We start from the raw sequence: 20,028 nt of genomic DNA on the forward strand, positions 1-20,028 counted from the left end.
AGGTGGTTATACACTTGGGAAGTCGATTGCAGAAAATGTTCCATATTGAAAAAGAAAACACGACGGTACGTACGGAGTTAGTTGCAGGAACAACTTCATTTATGACGGTTGCCTATATCATTGCGGTGAATGGAGCCATCTTGCAGCTAGCCGGCATGCCTTATGAAGCAGCTACGATTGTTACAGTAATCTGCTCTTTTATCGGTTGCATGCTGATGGCACTTTGGGCGAAGTCACCGTTAATTCTCGTCCCTGGGATGGGAGACAATGCATTTTTTGTTTTTACTTTGGTATTCTCGTTAGGACTTACGTGGCAGCAAGCACTTGCAGCAGTATTTTTGGCGGGCATTGTATTTATGTTAACTGCGGTAACGAAAGGAGCCGATTATCTATCGCGCTCGATCCCGACGTCGATGATTAATGCCATGACCGCCGGTATAGGTCTCTTTATCGCATTTCTAGGATTAAAAAATGGGGGGATCATCGTTGCGAGCGAAGGAACTTTCGTTACTTTGGCGAAGCTTAGTGATCCTTATGCCTTAACGACGATATTGACTTTATTGATTGCGATACCGCTTTTCATGCGAAATGTAAAAGGGAGCTTCTTAATTGCCATTATCGCAGGCACAGGCATTGGCGCGCTGCTTGGTATCGTCGATTTTTCAACTTTACGTGATTTTAGTATTTCCTTTAATGGGTACGGAGAGTTGTTTTTTGCCTTGGACTTTAGTGGAATTGGCACGCTTAATTTTTGGACAGCCGTTTTTTCGTTATCGATGGTCATTATTTTTCAAAATATGGGCGCTCAGCTGGGGATGCTTCCAGACAAGGCGAAGTTCCGCAGGTCTTTTCAGGCTAACTCTGTTTCGGTTATAAGTGCAGGGCTTCTGGGTTGCAGTCCGATGACGACAGCAGCTGAGTCTGCGACTGGCATTGCATCAGGCGGGAGAACGGGGCTAACCTCTTTTACAACGGGAATTTTGTTTATTCCAGCTTTGTTTATGATCCCTCTTTTCAAAATAATCCCAAACAGCGCGATTGCACCTGTACTCATCATTGTTGGCTGCCTTATGTTTCAGAGCATAAAGGAGATTCCGTTCAATGATTTTACAGAAGCTTTTCCCGCTTATCTGATGATGGCAGTTATGCCGCTATCCTTTAGTATCGCGAATGGGATTGCGTTTGGTTTCATTGCGTACCCGATTCTGAAGCTGGTCACAGGCCGAAGGAAAGAAGTATCAATAACGATGTACGTCATCGCATTTTTCTTCTTGCTTTATTTTATTTTGGGTTCGATTTAAGAGGGAATTAAGGAAACAGTGGAGATACGATATAGGTTTTGAATACACCGCTAAGTAGGCAATAGGCCTTGAGCGGTGTATTTTTTTATGCTCTGAATCAACAGGGAGCTATTGCTTAAGCTAGAGTCGTATCGGCGTCTCAACAGCGCTATAATAGGGATATAAGTTGTAATACAAAAAACGATACGATACATAATCACCATTTGAAGGTTTGTTAGTCAGATTGGGGACGGGACTAGTCGATTTGTGCTTGGCGAGCGGAGCTGCGGGTAAAGTCTTTTCGAAAAATGATATAGAACAGAATGGGAGGATTAGCCGATGAGTGGACTGTTGGAGCGTCTTCGCAAGGGTTATGGTAAAAAGCTCGTTTCGCTGCATGCTTGGAACGGCTGGATTGTCGTTATTTTGGCATTAACCGGGCTTATACTGGTGGGCGGCTTCTGGCGCGGCGTTCTTGGAGAGGTTCGCGTTTGGATAAAGTGGGCACATGTCGTTGTTGGTATAGCATCCATCCTGCCTGTAGTCTATTATCTGGCGCTGGCCGGCAAGCATTGGAAGCAGCTGAAGCAAAAACCATGGCAAAGATTTAACGTACTCGTCGTTTTAGGCTTGTTGCTGGGTTGGTTCGGATCGGGCGTGCTGCTATGGCAGTTTAGAGCCGTCGGGCCAAGCGTGTCTAATGTGGCATTAGTTATCCATGATCTCCTTACATGGGTTGGGCTTCCTTATATCATTTATCATTCCATCACGCGGGTCAAATGGCTGAAGGAGCCGAATCGCCGTACCGTCAAAAACGAGCAGAAGGAAGAAGGCGTCATCCATCCAGCGGGAGCGCCTCAGCCGGTGTATACGCGCAAAGCGTTCATTCGCGGTGCAATTGGCATAGGCCTGGCTGTTACGATCGGGCCTTCTTTTCTGAAATGGCTCGGGAACTCGCTTGGAAGTGTAGGCGGAAGCCAGAGCATCGATAAGCTGATCGAAAATGATGCCAATATGCTTCTGCCAGCGCCGGAGCCGCTGCCTGCTTCAGCCCCGCCAACGGGTGGCGGAGCTGTTGGACAGTTCCGTGTATACACGGTAACGCCGATTCCCTTTTTTACAAATGCGGATTGGAATTTTACGATAGACGGGTTAGTCGATAAGACGTTTAAGTGGGATTGGAAACAGTTTGTGGCGCTGAAGCGAACGGTGCAGGTCAGTGATTTTCACTGTGTGACCGGTTGGTCCGTTTACAAAAACACATGGGAGGGTATTCCACTTAAAGAATTGCTGAAAATGGCGGGTGTGCAGTCCGGTGCGGAAACGGTGAAGCTTTACTCGGGTGATGGTGTATATACAGATACCCTTACACTTGAGCAGGCCGACATGGATGATGTAATGGTGGCGGTCATGCATGACGGGAAGCCGATCCCAAGTGATCTCGGTGGACCAGTTCGTCTCATTGTGCCGAAAATGTATGCCTATAAGTCCGTAAAATGGTTAAACCGAATTGAGCTGATTAAAGGCGAGCATGTGGGGTACTGGGAAGCGCGCGGATATGCGAACGATGCGTGGGTGTAGTTTTTTTGTACTATTTTACAGGTAATTCCGCCTCTATCATGCACGTTGGTGATATGATCAGGGTAGATAGATATGGTATAAACCGAGTGAATAGCTGCTATAGAATGAAATATGGTGACGGGGAAGGTGCTGTTATTGAGTAATGGGAGTATTTTGCATCAGACATTTACGTTGGAACTGGACCCGGGAGTGTATGTAAGAGGCGATATAAGAGTGAAGGGAGATGGGGGACGAAAGCCGGTCCTCCTCTTTGTGCATGGTTTTAAAGGGTTCAAGGATTGGGCGTTCTTCCCTTATGCAGCCGGGCAATTCGCGGGTCAGGACTTTGCGGTAATTACGTTCAACTTTTCGTTTAACGGCGTTAATGAACATGATTTTGACGAGCTGGATAAGTTCGGGATGAACACCTACTCGCAGGAGCAAAAGGATTTGTCAGCTGTGCTTGCAGCCTTGCTCGAGGGCAGACTTCCGCTTGATGAACAGCTGGATAAGCAGCAAATTTTCATAGTAGGGCATAGTCGCGGCGGAGGGAATAGCGTAATATTCGCAGCTGAGCATCCTGAAATTCGCGGCGTAGTAACATGGAACGGAATAGCGAAAGCCAATCTGTTTGGAGAAGATTTCCGCGAGCAGGTATTGCGGGATGGGGTAGGCTATGTAACGAATGCAAGGACAAAGCAGGAAATGCCGATTAACGCTGCATTTTTTGAGGATTTGGATCGAAATCGCATGCGCTTCGCTATCACAGCTAAAGCGGCGTCACTTCGAACGCCTGTGTTATTCATTCAAGGAACGGGGGATGCTGGGCGATTACTTACAGGATACTATCTGCTCCAAGCTGCTGCTCCGCAGCATCGTTTTTCATCGCTGGAAGGAGCGAACCATACTTTTGGAGCGGTGCATCCTTTTGCAGGGACGACGGATGATTTGGAGAAGGCGATTGAAATAACGGGAGCGTTTTTTGCTTTGTTGCTGCAGCGACCGTCGGAGTAATAGAGCGGAGCAGGCGGTCGTCATCCATTGCCGGAACCGCGGGTGTTAGCAGATATTTTTGAACGGATTGGCATTGGCAATCATACGACAGTTATCGCATATGACGATCAAGGCGGCGCGATGGCATCCCGTTTGCGCTGGCTGCTGCAATGGCTGGGGCATGATGGACAAGTCTATTTAATAGAAGGTGGATTCGCAGGCTGGCAAGAAGCGGGATATCCGGTTAGCACGGATGTCCCTTCTTTAATAGAAGGAATTAATTTTAATGTAAATGTTCGTAATGAGATGCTGGTTAGCCAAGCCGATGTAAAGGCACGAGTCGGCAAAGCGGGAACGGTGGTCATCGATTCCCGTGAAGCCCTTCGCTATCGCGGCGAAGTAGAACCTCTTGATCCTAAGGCTGGACATATTCCAGGCGCGATCAATCGCTTTTGGAACGAGAGCAAACGAGCCGACGGCAGCTGGAAATCGCCGGAGGAGCAGAAGCTTCGCTTCAACGGATTGTCACAAGATGATGAGATTATCGTGTATTGCGGCTCAGGCGTGACGGCTACACCGAACGTATTCGCATTGCAAGACGCAGGCTTCCGCAATGTGAAGCTGTATGCGGGGAGTTGGAGTGATTGGAGTTCTGATTCATCTTAGCGACCGGCGAAGAATAAAAACTGATAGCTGTTTAGCAGTATGTAAGAATTGAATACTTCACATTGAAGTCAACACTCAATATGTGCGTGAGTGGAATCAACATGGAGCCAACAAGTTTTTGTATCAACCGTAGAGAGTCATTGAAATTACATCTGCTATTCATGTAGAAGTTCTAACGTTCGATAGGGATTTATCTATTTTCTTACAAAAAGCTGTCAGCAGTAATTTGACTAATGGCAGTTTAAGATCAAAAGCGGTGATGCGTATCGGACGTACTGGTACAGCATAAAGTAGAATTGCGAGTAGAAGCGGAAATGTTAAATTTGCATATTAGTGTTTAAGATACGGGAGTTTGCGCACGTTGAGTGCTGTGTGTCGGTAGTAAGAACGCATACTCCAGCAGTCCTGCAGAGTGGGAATTGATGTTCGTGAGAGATAAACTGCGGCTTCATTTGTTGAAAAGCTTTAGGCAATACATACGCTTTGTCCTTCGTTCCTCAGATGATGGAAGTATTCATTGAGGTAATGAGTTTTCCAATGTTCGCCTATATTTCCTGCGCCTAGTATGCCGACTATTAATCAACTCAATTTTGAATAAGTGCCTGGCTATGCTTATTTTTTCGTATCAGTGTGAATCCCAGTGCGATCATCCAAAGTAGCCAAAGTGTGCTGCCAACAGCGGCTGCCCATCCGATTACCGGGAAAGTTGGAATGACTGTGGCGAATAGCTCGGTTTGACCTAATAGATAAATCAAAGAGGAGATAATTCCGAACCAACCGATGAAGGGATGAACGGTTTTGGATTTGAGAAAATGGCGGCAAACAATCAAAGTCCATATAATCGAAAATAGTTGGCCCAAATGCTCTCCAAGAATGACTCCGCCGTATTGGTGAACGACTTGAAATATAATAGAAATGGTCTCTTGTGAAGTATCGGGATGATCAGCGTAATAATTAGAAAGAACTGGCACAACAAATACCCATCTCAATAATCCTGCAATCTGGGTTATTCCTCCAATGATCATAAAAGTTGTTGCAACTCTTACATTTTGGTATTCTTCTCCAATGATCTTGCCTAGAAAAACAACAGCCCAAAACAGCGGCAGTCCGGCTAGTGAAAATATCCACCAAACCAGGATTAATGATGTTCCTCCATCATGAAATTTTGTTAGAATCTGATCTATAGGCATTCTTAGTATTTCAGGGTAATCAAAAATAAAAACAAGAGCAATGTAAGGAATAAAAAGCAATAAAGATCCTAAAATAAACAATTGTCCTGCTTGACGGTGTAAATGATGATTCATTTGAACAACGCTTCCCTTCTTCTTCAAATTAACTACAGGCTGCTAACTTCGATTACGGAATAAGCATATGACAGCAGACTAAAGTCCACCATAATAAAACATGCAATAAAGCTAATAAAGTACGAAAATATATATAGATAGAGGAGTTAATCCAAAATGTCTAAAGTGTCGGTGCAGTTGGCCAGGCCAATAGTGCATGCCGTATTAAGTAAAGGACACACCATAGAATCATTGTATAAAGACCTCTATATCCAAGAGGATTTTATGACAAACCCCGACAACTATATCGATTCGGACAAATATGACCTTTTGTTGGAAAGAGCAGCTTCTATTAGTAAAGATCCCTTTTTCGGCTTTCATGTAGGAGAAGGATTTTCATTAGACAATTTGGGTTTAATTGGATATATTTTGCTCAATTCCAACACTCTAAAACAAGCGTTCAAAAACTATCAACGTTATAATATTCTCTTATGCAGTGGTATAGTTTACGATTTGCAGGTTATCCATGGTGAAGCAAAATTCAGCTTTTGGGCAGGCGATTCTTCTAGAAAAACAACCTATCATCTTATGGATTCAATCCTCTCTTCGACCTATAAATTTATTCAAAAGCTAACAGGGGATCCACTTAAACTGAGAATGGTCTCATTCATGCAAAATACCCCCTCAGATATACAGCCTTACGCCAGTCTTTTTGAAGCGAAGCTTGTTTTCAATCAAAAGGAAACTGCTCTTATATTCGATGCAAATTTATTGGATTTATCCCTCGTATATCGCAATCAGCAGCTGTTACAAATTGTGGAGAACCATGCCATACAGATGATGCGTGCTTTGAAAATGGAACACACTTTCTCGGAGGTGGTTAGTCTTGCTATTATCAAAAGCTTTGATGGAACTATTCCTAGAATCCAAGACATTGCTAGAATTCTAGGATTTAGCGTCCGTTCCATTCAACTTCAATTAAAGAAAGATAATACTACCTTCCAGGATTTGCTTACCGTTATTCGTAAGAACACGGCGGAAAGTTATTTGAAAAACCCTTCGTTTTCAATTAGTGATATTTCTTATGCACTTGGATATTCTGATCCTGTATCCTTCCATCTCGCCTTTAAGAAATGGACAGGGCAAACGCCAGGGGATTATCGGAAACAATACACCTGATCATACAGATGTTTGCACATTTCATTAATCCCTCTGCGCTTTTGATAATAGCCGCAGTCTCTATACTTCTTTATGATAATCATATGAAGATTGTATGCCAGAAGTTATTATTTCAAATAATAGGTCAGGATGGGAGGAGCAGACGGAAAGAGTCGAAAAGTCTTTTAGGGGAAAGAAAGATTTACAAATAATTATTCAGTAAGTAATACTGGGGTAACTATGACTATACATGAAGGTAGAGCTGGAAAGAACCTCCCGATATTATCAAATACCTATGAATTAGTTGAGGGGAATTTAGAGGAAATTTTTGGTAAGCTATAAAACGATTAATAAACACCCTATTGGTTAGCAATATTTTGTCCTTAATTATGCAGCGTGAACCATATCATAAGTTAATTCGCGAAAAAATAGGCCTGGATTAATAATTGCATTCTTGAAGGCAAATTGACAGTTGGAGTGATTGGAGTTCCAGACCTGAGAATCCTGTAGCGACGGGGGAAGAGTAAGGGCTGAGAGGCATATGATAGTATATGGCTGGGAGTACATCGCACAAGTGGCGATGTACTCCTTTTCGTTTTACTCAGGGCCGTCGAAGCCAACACGGAGTCAACAATCGCTCTCTAAAACCGCTTTCAGGAAGCCGTGAACCGAGCGCACTCTCGTATTGTTTATGATGTATCGTACAACCTGTTGAGCATACGAATCTTCGACGCTGTACGCACACAAAGAAGGCTGGACAGCCCTTCTCTCTCGAGGTAGCTGTGACCGGCCCGTTGTGTGCAGACTGTTACATGGTACATGGTATTGATCAAGTCAACAAACTCGAAAGTCAAAAGTGCTCATTCAACAAGGAGTCAACAAAATGGTGATCCGAGTTGATCTTGGCGTAAGTCAGCCGTTCGTGTGTTACTTTCGCTGTGGGCATATGGATCGCTCCTCTCAAATGGATGCAAAAAAGCTACCAAAGCTGTGGTGGCAGTGATTCAATACGGATTTTATAAAATTAATAAACCCAAGCGAACAATATGTAGAAAAGATAGAGCGGGTCAATCTGTTTTGATAGAGGTGTTTTATGAATAATATTGAAATAAGGTGGGCAGAGCTTAATGATTGCAAAGAAATAAGTTTTGCACACTTGAACTCATACCGTGCCGCATATAAAGGGATAATACCAGATGAGTATCTGGATAAAATCAAACTTGAAGATCGAGTTTATTATTATCAAAACTTATTAAAATCAGCGATTAAAAAAACAGCTGTGATGACGATTGACAAGCGAATTATCGGTAGTATGGAAGTTGGCGAGTCTGTAGATGATGATCTGAATGCAAGCTTCATAGAGATATTTGCAATATACTTAATGAATGAACATTCCGGTAAAGGGTTTGGAAAACAACTTATGGGTTGGTTTTTAAACAATATGATTGAGTCAGGTTATCAAAATGTCTCACTATGGGTACTTAAAGAGAACAGAGATGCAATAAAATTTTATGAGAATCTAAGTTTTGTATATGATGGAGCAGAGAGAACGGTTGAGCGGGGTAGGAGCTTAGTTCAATTACGATTTAGAAGGGTACTCCGCTAAGATTATTATTGCAAACAACTATTCAACAGACTGCAAAAAGCCTCATCCGTCCACATCCCGGCCCGTTCTCCTCTTCCATGCGCTACCTTGCTCCAGAACAATTCAAGAATAGGGGTTCGTGGCGGAGTAAGAAGCTAGGATGATTCGATATATGTGGAGAGAAATGCTGTGGAGGTGGGGGAGGAGGAGAAGGAGAAGGCATAGTAGTATGTGACTCGGAAGTACATAGCTCATGTAGCGATGTACTTCTTTGCGTTATGCTCAAGGGTGTAGAAGTTACCACGAAGTCAACGGCTGGCCCAATGAAAAGACTTTTATGAGGCTTCGAATTGAGCATCTGCTCGTTGCAATGTATGCAGTTACCGCGCTTGAAGCGGTTGCCAGCCTTTGTGTGCGGGCTGTCATATGGAATCGATCAATCCAAGTCAACAACTCAACAGCCAAAAGTACTCATTCAACATGGAGTCAATAGAATGGTGATTATGGTGACTATGGCGATTTAGAGCATTAATAATCTATTGCAAACAAACGCCAATAAGCTGCAAACAACTGCGTTGCAACCTGTTCTAAATTAGCCACAGGAGTATACCTCGCCTTGGCTCAAACCGCATTTTTCGCCAGCCCCTTTCATCTATGGGCTTCTTGCTCCACAAGTCCTCCCAAGCGCGTAGCCAAGGGGTGTCGTTGCACATATACGCTGGCATATCCTCCGAGACATTCCCACCGCGTTCATAGGCCCCCCCGACTGTTCAGGGCTGAAGCCCTCCGAATATAGGAATGCTTGGGGAAAAGAAGCTGAAGTGATTGGAGTTCTCTGGAGAGTAATCCGGTTGCGGTGGTGTACAAAGAGAAGGCTTAATCGGCAAAATAGTATGTAATATGGAGTACATCGTTCATGTGGCGATGTACTTCTTTGGATTGTGTCTAGCGACCCCTAAGTCAACAAGAAGCCAGCATTCGCACTTTGAATATATTTTCAGGAAGCTCCGAATCAAGCGGTTGCTCTGCTGAGAATCGATACATTAACATCTCTCTGTAGATCATAAGAATCGTGCTCATAATTGGCAACCGACCTTTTTGTTGTAGGGTTCTTCAGAGTAAGTCGACCACAAAAGAGATTTTCGAAAATCGACCAACATTAATTCAACAAGCATGTTGCAAAGAGATAAAATTAAAATCCAACGACCTACTTATTGCAAAATATGATATATTATGACAAGCAATTAAAGTGTTTGCAGGCTGGTTGATTACCTTACCGAAAAGGAAACTATTTTCTGTGTAGGCTATAGATGCTTTGGTGCCGAATATCGGTTTTGGTGTGCTAATAGTGGCGTTGAGGAGGCTGGTTATTGCCATTATTATAGTAAGTATTAACCAACAAAAATAGACAGCACCATTGCAAGGAGTGCGATCTTTTTCTGTAATATATAGCTTCCGGTTCGAACGCCTTAGAAGCGGCCTATCGTGCTTTCGGAGTCGTGCTGGCACACGGGGTCTTCAATAGTTTTATTTTAACTTTGTTGGTTCATACATGCTCTTAATTCAAGTAAAGGGGAATACCCAATGAACTTATACTATTCCATGTTAGGTCGATTGTTGGACGGGAGGACACCGATTCGCAACGAAGGATATTACATGATAAACAATCAAGATGAGGTTTGGTTTAGCAAAAAACCACCAATCCAAGCACCAATTGTGACAGTTGAGGATTTTACAAATGCATTGGCTGAGGGTTGTAAGAATATTGTTCATTCCTTTGTTGAAACCTCAAATAACAATGAAGTGTATGCTTTCAGTTTATATGCAGATGAGCACAACAGTATTTATGTTTATATTAACACGATCAATTGTTTTAATCAGACATTGATGAAGTATCAGGATAAATACCCTCAATACCATAATCAGGATGAGATCCGATCACTCAAATATAATTGTGGAGACTTTGATTTTCAGTATTGGTATGACCATATGGGGCAGGACGGACGGTACGTATCACTTTTTGAATCAATCGCCTCTCGTGCTTCGGAAACCAACAAAGAAGAATCCGAGCAGCCTAATAAAGGTGAGTCGGTCGTAGCTTTTGAAGCGGGAATCATCGAAAATGGATATTATGTTTGTGCGCTTAAGGCAATGCAAAGTCTAGTGACTGAGGGCGCGTTTGATATTTTGAATAAAACAGATGATTTTATTGCCTATGCTTCTACAGGCGATGATTACTTGGATTATGGAATCGTTATGAGAAAGACAATTGATCAAAACCTATTTTACTCGGTCTTTCCAGATATTCAAGAGTCGGATGAGCAGTTTCGCGAGGTAATGATCCAGAATAGGAAATTGCCTGTGGCCGATGCGATCGCTTATTGGTCTGATGCTATTCATAGCGATTATGGCTTGGAATCACCGTTTACCTATAATAAGCCTGCAATGGATGCATTTGTACAACTTGAGCATTTTGGCAACGAGTTGGCGAAGGAATGCCTACAAAGACTGAAGGAATTGTCGACTCTGAAGAGTTTCGAGAGAAAAGATCACGAGAGAATCCAATTCTATATCGAGGCTCTGCATTTCTGTGGTCCATTAGTATTAGAGCAAAAAGAACGTTGCGTTGAAATCGGACAACAATTAATCAAAGAAGAGGATAAGGATATTCTAATCGAATACGCCAAGGAACTGGCAGAGATAGCAAGCTGACGGGTTAATAGCAGATAGCTGGAGTGATTGGAGTTCTGACGAGGGGAATCCGGTTGCGGTGGGGGACGAAGCAAACCCAAGGAAGGTATAACAGTAACTTAACGACAAATAAGCCGCCATGTAGCCCGAGGGTCATGGCGGCTTATTGTATATATCCGAATTCAACCTCAAGTCAATAATGCCGTTCTGACAGCTGCCTTGAAAGTACTTACGTAATTATAGGAAAGTAACCTTGACTACATCCCTGCCGATGAGAGTCCCACAACTGTCATAAACCAATGCGAGAATATTGTAAGTTTCGCCTGCCAGCACGAGCTTCGTACTGATTGTTAACGTATGATGAATGTCGTATCCGCTGGGCGGCACGTTGAGGTCGAATGATATGCCTTGTTCATTCTTTTTTTTATCCGAATTAAATAACCGAAATTTTCCAAGTAGGTATTGCTATATAATAGACATAAAGGCCTCTCTCTCGTCCGTTTCTCTGCTATGTTAACTGTGGTAAGTTATGGAAAGGTCTTTACTAAATGTCTTAAAAGAAAATGACTAGGGGAGAAATACTTCTTGGAAACTCACTCATCCAAATATCAAATGAAAAAGAGCTATATTATATTATTGCTAATGTTGATATTAGTTGTTTTAACCGGTTTGCGCATTTTATGGATGGGAACGTTTCATGATCCCAAACAGGCGTCAATTCATAATGGGCAATTCGATTTGCGCAATTGGAATGCAGAAGATGGTAGTATTCTCTTACTTGATGGGGAATGGGAGTTTTATCCCTCGCAATGGTTAATAGACGGTAGTCGGCAACAATTGTTAGGTGATAATTCGCCAATGCATATTCAGGTACCGGGAGGATGGAGTAAAGCTTTGCATGCTGACAAGCCATCTCCATACGGGTATGGTTCTTATCGTTTGCGTCTTTATGTAGACCCGGCAAAGAACCTTAATTATAGTATTCGTGTACCCAGCGTACGCACTGCATCAGAATTATATGTAAACGGTCGATTGCTTATGAAATCCGGACAGGTGGCGACAACAAATGATGAATATATTTCGAAGGACCTACCTTATTCTACAACCTTTACAGCAGACGAAAACGGTGTAATCGAACTCGTCATTCAGGCGGCAAATTATGTGGATGGTCGAAGCGGGGGCATTGTCCGATCCATTAAATTTGGTTCAGAAGAAGCCATTGCCAAAGAGATGAAAGCTTCCGTTTCTATGCAGTTTTTGGCAGCGATTATATTCATTATGCATGCAGTCTATGCACTTATTTTGTATTTACTAGGAAATAAGGAAATGAAGCTGCTTTATTTCAGTTTGCTTGCATTATGTGTAACAATCACGAGTGTATTTAGTGTTGATGAGAAGTTGTTCCACCAAATATTTTATATTGGAAGTGTTTGGGATTTCCGGATAACGAACATTGCTCTCATTATGGCAGCCTATGCTTTGCTCCATTGTACGAATCATCGCGAGCTTCCATATTGGCGTAGGATGTACCCTGTCTATAAAGTAATGAATCTAGGGACTGTCGGCATCACTTTGTTTTTAGATCCATCTCAAGTGATTATGCTCTTTCCGGTTTATTATCTATTAATTGGTATTGCTGCAGTTATCACGTTGATTACAATGTTTAAAAAAGTAATCAAAGATTTAAAGAGCAATCTTTTACTGCTTTTCTCTTTACTTGCGTTGATGAACCATTCTCTTTGGTCGTTTATCTTGATAGATAGCAGTTTGAGTCTTGTCTACTATCCGTTCGATATGATTATTGCGATGGGTTGTTTAGCCTCTGAATGGTTTAAGGGATACTTTATCATGCATTCGAACACCAAAGAGCTTGCTGCAACCTTGCAAAGAATGAATGACCATAAGGATCAATTTCTGGCAAACACATCGCATGAATTTAAAAATCCGCTGCATAGCATGCTTAACATGTCACAATCCGTTTTAAAAAGGGAACAGCATTTATTGCAGGAACGGAGCATTAAGGAGCTTGAAACGGTATTATCCGTAGGACGTCGGTTGACATTGATATTGAACGATTTGATTGATGTGATGAGTTTACGGGAAGGCAATCCGCGTCTTCAGAAAAGAGCCGTATTTATCCAGTCAATCGTATCCGGAGTGATGAATATGCTGCAATTTAATGCAGAAGTAAAGTCTGTCCAAATTGCAAATCAGATTTCGGAAGATTTCCCTCCAGTCATTGCGGATGAGAATAGGGTAATCCAAATCGTGTTCAATTTACTTCATAATGCTGTGAAATATACGAATGATGGGGTTGTTTCGATTCAAGCTTTTGCAAAGGATGGACGAGCTTATATCGTTATTGCCGATACCGGAATCGGAATGGACGATGTCATGCTTAAGCGCCTCTTCCGCCCATACGAGCAAGCGAGCGCGAGTGAGACCATGATTGAAGGTGGTTTTGGATTAGGTTTAAGTATAAGCAAGCAACTGGTTGAGCTTCATGGAGGTGCGTTAGATGTGTCCTCTGCTTTAGGAGAAGGCTCAACATTTACGTTTTCATTAAAGCTAGCAGACTTGAAAGCGGAAGAAGAAAATGATGTATCCAACTCATTCAAACCGTATACGTTACAATCTATGGCGATTCAAGAAATGGCCTCCTCGGTCGATTTGGACAAAGTGGGAATCCCGCAAGCTGCGAAACAACCAACTTTACTAGAAATGGATCGCGATCGTCCACACCTATTAATTGTTGATGATGATCCTATCAATCTTCAAGTGCTTGAATCCATACTACCGCCAGACGAATATGAGGTAACGATGGCAACGAGTGGTAAAGAAGCGTTGGCTTTACTGGATACAAAGGAATGGGATCTGGTCATCTCCGATATCATGATGCCGCAGATGTCCGGTTATGAGCTGACGCGTTTGATCCGCGAGCGGTTTACACTCACGGAGCTCCCTATATTGCTCCTTACCGCAAGAAGCCAACCGAAAGATATTCAGAGCGGTTTTATAGCGGGGGCTAACGATTATGTGACGAAGCCAGTGGAAGCAATAGAAATAAAATCGCGAATCGAGGCGCTAACTACGATTAAACATTCTGTTCGGGAGCAACTGCGATTAGAAGCTGCATGGCTGCAAGCGCAAATCCAGCCTCATTTTTTATTTAATGCGTTGAATGCTGTAACAGCTCTAAGCGATATTAATTTGGATAAGATGCGTAATTTGCTCGATGAGTTCAGCAATTATTTGAGAAATAAATTTAAATTTCAAAATATGGATGGGCTTGTTCCGATCGAAGAGGAGCTAAGTCTGGTGCGTTCTTATCTATATATTGAAAAGGTTCGGTTTGAAGAAAGGTTACAGGTTATTTGGGAGATAGATGGCTGTGAGGAAATAAAAGTCCCATTTATTACGATCCAGCCTCTCGTTGAAAATGCGATAATACATGGTGTTATGAAGCGCATTCGTGGGGGAAAGATTTTTATTCGGATTTCTGTCTATGAGACGCATGTAGAGATAACCGTTGAAGACGATGGAGTTGGAATGGACGAAGTTCAATTGCAACGAATATTAGAAAGAAAAGCAAATAGTTCAGGTGTCGGATTGATAAATACGGATCAGCGATTAAAACGGCACTTCGGAACAGGACTTCATATCAAAAGTACGTTAGGTATAGGGACAAAGGTAACTTTTCATGTATATAACAGGTTGAATAGCGGAGATAAAGCTAGCCTAGGTGATAAATAAGTGATTTAAAGAGGAGCATCCTTGGCTGCTCCTTTAGTAATGTTCACCGATAGATCCGTTAAGTTGAACCGTATCATAAGTAACGGCACGTTTTTATTGTACAACATGGAACTTTGACCCCCGCCCAGGGATGGTAATACAAATCAATTGTAGTTGATTGTAAACAGTGTTACTCTAACAAAGGTAAACTCAAAATCTATGCTCTTCAATACATTCAATAATAGTCACCATTTTAGTTATAAGAAAGGTAATACTATGATAAAAGTGGATAACTTATCCTTCTCATTTCCGCAAAAAGAACTATATAATAACATTTCATTTACGTTAGAAGAGGCACAGCATTGCGCTTTTATAGGAACAAGTGGCAGTGGGAAAAGTACATTGATTGATATACTGATGGATCCAGAAAGATATATGTTCGAGGGCATATTAGAAATAGACCCGACTTGCAAAATAGGGTATGTAAGTCAATTCTCACAACTAGACAGAACGAAAGAAACAACAGTTTTTGAATATATAGGGGAAAAATTTATTAAGATACAAAATGAAATAACATCTATTTGTACTGAAATGGAAACATCAGCGGATATTGATTCGTTATTAGAACAGTATCAATTAGCTTTAGACGCATTTGATGCAATCGGTGGGGATGATTTTGAAAGCAACATTAATAAGAAACTAAATCAAGCAAACCTCATGAAGCTAAAAGATGTTAGGGTATCTGACCTGAGTGGTGGAGAATTCAAACTTATTCAAGTGATGAAGGAAATGCTTAATAGTCCAGACTTAATGATTATGGACGAACCAGATGTATTTTTAGACTTTGAAAACCTAAATGCGCTTAAAAATCTTATTAATTCTCACAAAGGAATACTGCTAGTCGTTACGCACAACCGATATCTATTGAATCATTGTTTCAACAAAATTATACACCTTGAAAACACGGAAATCCAAGAGTTTGATGGGCGATATATTGATTATAACTTCTCATTACTTCAGACTAAAGTTGAGTTGCAAGAACTCGCAATCGCTGATGATGAAGAAATTAAAAGAAACGATAAAACAATCGTTAATCTTAGAGTTATCGCAACTTATAATTCACATGCATCTAGAGGGAAAGCGTTAAAAGCTAGAGTTAGGTTTCAAGAAAGATTGGAAGCGCGTAGAATTAAAATGCCATTTGTTGATATTAAGCAACCGAATATTAGTTTTGGTATTGATAATGAAATGGAAGACACCATTGTTGTAAATGTTAATAATTATAGTGTTGCCTTTGATGAGTTGCTTTTAGACAATGTTAACTTTGAGATAAAATCGACAGATAAAGTAGCCATTATTGGTGCGAACGGTACCGGGAAAACGACTTTACTCCGAGATATCTTTAAAAATAATCATGAATCAATTGAAATAAATGCTGATGTTAAAGTGGCTTATTTAAGTCAGATTCAAGGCGAAATGCTAAAGGATTCTAATACCATACTAGAAGAATTCATCGATGCTGGGTTTAAAACGTATGATGAGGTTAGATCGTATCTTTCAAACTATGGTTTTGAAGGAGAAATCGTTAATCAAAAGATAGAAGCTTTATCTGGTGGAGAAAAAAACTTGCTTCAATTAGCTAAAGTTTCAGCAAGTAAAGCAAACGTATTGCTTCTTGATGAACCGACAAGCCATTTAGACACCTATACACAAATCGCACTGGAGAAAGCCATTGAAGACTATAAAGGCGCGATTCTCATGATTTCTCACGATTTCTATACTGTTGTAAATGGTATGGATTATGTTTTAATCATTGACGATAAGTCGATTAGAAAAATGAGTATGCCAGAATTTAGACAGATGATTTATGCTAGTCATTTTGATAAAGACTATCTAGAAAATGAACAAAATAAAAAATCAGTTGAAATGAAAATAGAATTAGCTTTAAAAGATACTAATTTTGAACTTGCAAAAGTATTGGTTGATGAGCTTGAAGAGCGAATTAAGTTGCTTTAAATGAAAACCCTTTGATTGAATAAGCCGCCATGCAGCCCGAGGGCCATGGCGGCTTATTGTTTTTATTCGAATTCAACCTCAAGTCAATAGCGGCGTTCTGACATTTGCCTTGAAAGTACCTACGTAATTATAGAAAATTAACCTTGACTATATCCCTGCCGATGAGAGTCCCCCAACGGTCATAAACCGATGCATCAATATTGTAAGTTCCGCCTGCCAGTACGAGCTTTGTACTATTTGTTAACGTATGATTAATGTCGTATCCGTTGGTCGGCACGTTGAGCAAACCCGAATAGTAGGTCCTTGATCCGTTGTTTATCTCCTGTATGCGGAACTCGTACTGGTAACCTCCGGTCGGCTTCGTAATACCGATATAATTCGGAACCGCGCCGAAGCTATTCGGATACGGGTTAAACACAAAGACCCCATTGGCCGCGCTCGCTTGGGAAGCGATCCCGAGCAGCAACCCGATGACCATGACAAGCGAAAATATCTTCTTCATTATTCATTCCTCCTAGTAAGGTTCGTCTTACCCGTTCCGGCCGAAATGGGTATGTACCTTTGCAGAGAGCTCTCGCAATGAATATATCATCAATGAACAGAAGTAACTATATTTAGAATTTTGAATTGTATGTCTATTTCTATCGGATTTTTTTCTATTACCTCGCTCATGTGGCGACGTACTCTTTTGCGTTGTGCTCTTACAAAACAGTAACGTTGATTTTGGAAAGCTCTGTATACTACATTCTAGCACCCAGCTCACGCGCGAGAAGCATCGGGAACATCCTTCGAGTGGTCCAAAAATCGGGAGAGTCGACAAGGGTCTAATTCACTTCTAGATTCCCGATAGATTATTTCACTTGCAGCCAGATGCGCAATCAGCGGCGCCAGCGTAATCGCAGAATGCATCACGGTCAGATAAAGTTCCTTTATGTGGTCGTGGAAGCCCACGATCGGATAGCCGTCTTCAGGCATGGGTCTCATCCCGACCTTTATGCTTTCCAGTTCCAGTTGATTTCCGTCCTTCAGACTGCGACGCAGCGTGTCGAACGCTCGCTTACCGACCGCCTCGGGTCCGTTTTCCTCCGACTCGTCGATATAATCTTCCGCAGCCAGCAGTATATGAGCTGTCAGTTGACGCGCTTCAAATTGCGCATTTGAGATTAATGTGCGTATCAGTTTATTTGTAGTTTTCATCTGAATTAGAATGGAAGGCGATGACGTTACCGGCACGTGACAACCTAAGGGGGCGCAAAGTTCGGGTATGCCTGTTCCTGCTGCCAATACTACGACATCCGACTCCAGAAAACCCTTGGATGTATGGACGCCGACTAAGCGGGAATCTTCATGCTGCAGCTGTGTAACGTTGGTGTCGAACTGAATCTTTGCTCCGTACTCCCGCGCTTTGCTGAGCAACAGCTCCGTTACCCCTATAGGGTCCACCGCACCTTCTTCGCTAACAAAGATCGCTTCATCCGGATATTCTTTCAGATTCGGCTCCAATGCCTCAAGCTGCTCTCGGTTTAATTTTTGAACGTGGAGTTGCTCCCTTAGGGGCGGAGTGCCCCAAGTCAGCGCTCCATGCCAATGAATTTTCAGTTCGGGCAGCTCTTTCTGAAGCGCATGATATTCTTCCAAAGCTGCATCGTACAAATGCCAGTATTCTGGAGCTACCCTATGAGTTGTATGTATCCAGGCAAAAGATTTTTCCGTGACTTCACGCGCCGCGGCGGGGTGTCGTTCTATTACGGTTACATCTTGATTTCGTTTAGCCAGATGATAGGCCATTGACGCGCCAACAATCCCTGCGCCAATAATCACGATTTTTTGTTTATGCAATTTTGACTCCCCTTCTATCGCTCTAGTTTAACATAGGCGTCATGATAATCAGGCGTTATAACATATTCATGCAGCTGGAGTGATGGGAGTACTAATTCTAGTAAGCCGGTTGCTAACGCTTTTCTTGTTTAACTTCTCGAACCAAACGAATATAATAGAAAAAAAGTATCGGAGGGGGTAAACCAGAATGGAGCACATCCAACGACACTGGTGTGAAATTGAAAATAAACGAAATAGAAGCTGTGAATTGACCGCTCATTTGAATCGCATGTACAGTGCAGATGCTCTGGAGCATCAAGTGAAAGTTCCATTCGAGATTGGAAATGGCTCTTGGCAGCGTATGCGGCCTCTTGCTGCTGTCGAGTTGGTGCTTTGCGATGTGCGTTTTCACAAACATATGGTGATGAGCAGCAAAGAAGCAGAGGATTCGGCCGTTATTGGTTTTTGTCTGGGTGATCCGATCTGGTGGAATGTCGAGGGCAACAAGAAGGAGTTCGGACTTGCTTCTGGCGAGGTATCGGCCTTCTTCAACACAGAGGACAGCCATTGCTGCGAGTACGATGTTCACCGCCATTTTCAGGGCTTAACCTTAAAGCTGAACCGGCAAATGGCCAGCCAATCGTTGCAGCAGCTTCCCATCGATAGGGTAATGCATGCTTTTTTTGAGAATAAGGGACAAATATTCAGCAGTAAGATGACGCCAGGCATGAAGCAAATTACGCACGAGATTTTACACTGCCGGTACACGGGCGATGTGAAGCAGATTTATTTGAGTGCCAAGGTATTGGAGCTTATTGCCCTATACGTTAGTGAATCGCTGCTTCAGAAGCCGCTAACTATGCCGGATTTGTCTAGAACCGATCTTGCTGCCCTCCACCTCGCCAAAGAAATTTTGGATGCCAATCTGCTGACGCCTCCAGGGCTAGGCGAATTATCAAAGCAAGTATGCCTGAACGAATACAAGCTAAAAAAAGGTTTTAAGGAGCTGTTCGGTTCCCCGGTCCATGCCTATGTGATTGATTGCAGACTGACGGCGGCCTATTACATGCTGGAGGCGGGAGTTGTAAATATAACGGAGGCTGCTTATGCTGTGGGCTTTAGCAAGGCAGGTCATTTCTCTGAACAGTTTAAGCGCAAATATGGGATGAAACCTTCTGAATATTTCCCTCATCACCGGAAGCTGAGTGGAGAACGTGTACTTCCATTACAATAATCCGGATTTGTC

General features: G+C 42.3%; 13 protein-coding genes. 10 read left to right on the forward strand and 3 right to left on the reverse strand.

Translation table 11 applies throughout. The annotated features are described in order from the left end of the window. Nucleotides 1-14: 14 nt before the first annotated feature. From AC0VYE_RS03005 to AC0VYE_RS03020, 4 genes are all read left to right on the forward strand, one after another. On the forward strand, nucleotides 15-1,301 hold the full coding sequence (locus tag AC0VYE_RS03005) for an NCS2 family permease (RefSeq protein WP_441877947.1): 1,287 nt from the start codon (nucleotides 15-17) through the stop codon (nucleotides 1,299-1,301). A gap of 318 nt (nucleotides 1,302-1,619) precedes the next feature. Then, the gene (locus AC0VYE_RS03010) at nucleotides 1,620-2,861 is read left to right on the forward strand and encodes a molybdopterin-dependent oxidoreductase (RefSeq protein ID WP_475445941.1); all 1,242 of its coding nucleotides are present in this window, start codon (nucleotides 1,620-1,622) and stop codon (nucleotides 2,859-2,861) included. 135 nt (nucleotides 2,862-2,996) lie between these two features. Beyond that, on the forward strand, nucleotides 2,997-3,854 hold the full coding sequence (locus tag AC0VYE_RS03015; protein WP_475445943.1) for an alpha/beta hydrolase family protein: 858 nt from the start codon (nucleotides 2,997-2,999) through the stop codon (nucleotides 3,852-3,854). Nucleotides 3,855-3,881: 27 nt separating this feature from the next. Beyond that, complete coding sequence (locus AC0VYE_RS03020; RefSeq protein WP_475445945.1) at nucleotides 3,882-4,499, forward strand: sulfurtransferase; 618 nt, start codon at nucleotides 3,882-3,884, stop codon at nucleotides 4,497-4,499. Nucleotides 4,500-5,083: 584 nt separating this feature from the next. Here the strand turns inward: AC0VYE_RS03020 and AC0VYE_RS03025 are convergent. After that, entirely contained in the window at nucleotides 5,084-5,803 is a 720-nt protein-coding gene (locus tag AC0VYE_RS03025; protein ID WP_475445947.1) for a DUF4386 domain-containing protein, read from the reverse strand. Nucleotides 5,804-5,959: 156 nt separating this feature from the next. Here AC0VYE_RS03025 and AC0VYE_RS03030 point away from each other — a divergent pair, with 156 nt between their 5' ends. The 5 genes from AC0VYE_RS03030 (at nucleotide 5,960) to AC0VYE_RS03050 (ending at nucleotide 16,964) form a co-directional block, all read left to right on the forward strand. Further along, entirely contained in the window at nucleotides 5,960-6,961 is a 1,002-nt protein-coding gene (locus AC0VYE_RS03030; RefSeq protein WP_475445950.1) for an AraC family transcriptional regulator, read from the forward strand. Nucleotides 6,962-8,033: 1,072 nt separating this feature from the next. Continuing rightward, nucleotides 8,034-8,546, forward strand: a complete 513-nt coding sequence (locus AC0VYE_RS03035; protein WP_475445952.1) for a GNAT family N-acetyltransferase — start codon at nucleotides 8,034-8,036, stop codon at nucleotides 8,544-8,546. 1,635 nt (nucleotides 8,547-10,181) lie between these two features. Beyond that, on the forward strand, nucleotides 10,182-11,237 hold the full coding sequence (locus AC0VYE_RS03040; RefSeq protein WP_475445954.1) for a DUF4303 domain-containing protein: 1,056 nt from the start codon (nucleotides 10,182-10,184) through the stop codon (nucleotides 11,235-11,237). Between the two features lie 591 nt (nucleotides 11,238-11,828). Beyond that, nucleotides 11,829-14,969 (forward strand): hybrid sensor histidine kinase/response regulator, encoded by a 3,141-nt coding sequence (locus AC0VYE_RS03045; RefSeq protein ID WP_475449409.1) that lies wholly within the window; start codon nucleotides 11,829-11,831, stop codon nucleotides 14,967-14,969. Nucleotides 14,970-15,224: 255 nt separating this feature from the next. Continuing rightward, the gene (locus tag AC0VYE_RS03050) at nucleotides 15,225-16,964 is read left to right on the forward strand and encodes an ABC-F family ATP-binding cassette domain-containing protein (protein WP_475445956.1); all 1,740 of its coding nucleotides are present in this window, start codon (nucleotides 15,225-15,227) and stop codon (nucleotides 16,962-16,964) included. 127 nt (nucleotides 16,965-17,091) lie between these two features. Here AC0VYE_RS03050 and AC0VYE_RS03055 read toward each other — a convergent pair whose 3' ends face one another. Both AC0VYE_RS03055 and AC0VYE_RS03060 read right to left on the reverse strand, forming a co-directional pair. Continuing rightward, nucleotides 17,092-17,466 carry a hypothetical protein gene (locus AC0VYE_RS03055; RefSeq protein WP_475445958.1) on the reverse strand — a complete coding sequence of 125 codons (375 nt, stop codon included), beginning with the start codon at nucleotides 17,464-17,466 and terminating at the stop codon, nucleotides 17,092-17,094. A 257-nt stretch (nucleotides 17,467-17,723) separates the two neighbouring features. After that, nucleotides 17,724-18,803, reverse strand: a complete 1,080-nt coding sequence (locus AC0VYE_RS03060) for an NAD(P)/FAD-dependent oxidoreductase (RefSeq protein ID WP_475445960.1) — start codon at nucleotides 18,801-18,803, stop codon at nucleotides 17,724-17,726. A 187-nt stretch (nucleotides 18,804-18,990) separates the two neighbouring features. On the opposite strand from AC0VYE_RS03060, the gene AC0VYE_RS03065 reads away from it, so the two are divergent. Next, nucleotides 18,991-20,016 (forward strand): helix-turn-helix transcriptional regulator, encoded by a 1,026-nt coding sequence (locus AC0VYE_RS03065; RefSeq protein ID WP_475445962.1) that lies wholly within the window; start codon nucleotides 18,991-18,993, stop codon nucleotides 20,014-20,016. Nucleotides 20,017-20,028: the final 12 nt, after the last annotated feature.

It is taken from the genome of Pristimantibacillus sp. Z349TD_6 (assembly GCF_056173205.1).

What these genes read in the sequence shown, in the direction of transcription:
- AC0VYE_RS03010 (WP_475445941.1), top strand. Translation starts at nt 1,620, where the DNA reads ATGAGTGGACTGTTGGAGCGTCTTCGCAAGGGTTATGGTAAAAAGCTC.
- AC0VYE_RS03025 (WP_475445947.1), bottom strand. Translation starts at nt 5,803, where the DNA reads ATGAATCATCATTTACACCGTCAAGCAGGACAATTGTTTATTTTAGGA.
- AC0VYE_RS03030 (WP_475445950.1), top strand. Translation starts at nt 5,960, where the DNA reads ATGTCTAAAGTGTCGGTGCAGTTGGCCAGGCCAATAGTGCATGCCGTA.
- AC0VYE_RS03035 (WP_475445952.1), top strand. Translation starts at nt 8,034, where the DNA reads ATGAATAATATTGAAATAAGGTGGGCAGAGCTTAATGATTGCAAAGAA.
- AC0VYE_RS03040 (WP_475445954.1), top strand. Translation starts at nt 10,182, where the DNA reads ATGATAAACAATCAAGATGAGGTTTGGTTTAGCAAAAAACCACCAATC.
- AC0VYE_RS03045 (WP_475449409.1), top strand. Translation starts at nt 11,829, where the DNA reads ATGAAAAAGAGCTATATTATATTATTGCTAATGTTGATATTAGTTGTT.
- AC0VYE_RS03050 (WP_475445956.1), top strand. Translation starts at nt 15,225, where the DNA reads ATGATAAAAGTGGATAACTTATCCTTCTCATTTCCGCAAAAAGAACTA.
- AC0VYE_RS03055 (WP_475445958.1), bottom strand. Translation starts at nt 17,466, where the DNA reads ATGAAGAAGATATTTTCGCTTGTCATGGTCATCGGGTTGCTGCTCGGG.
- AC0VYE_RS03065 (WP_475445962.1), top strand. Translation starts at nt 18,991, where the DNA reads ATGGAGCACATCCAACGACACTGGTGTGAAATTGAAAATAAACGAAAT.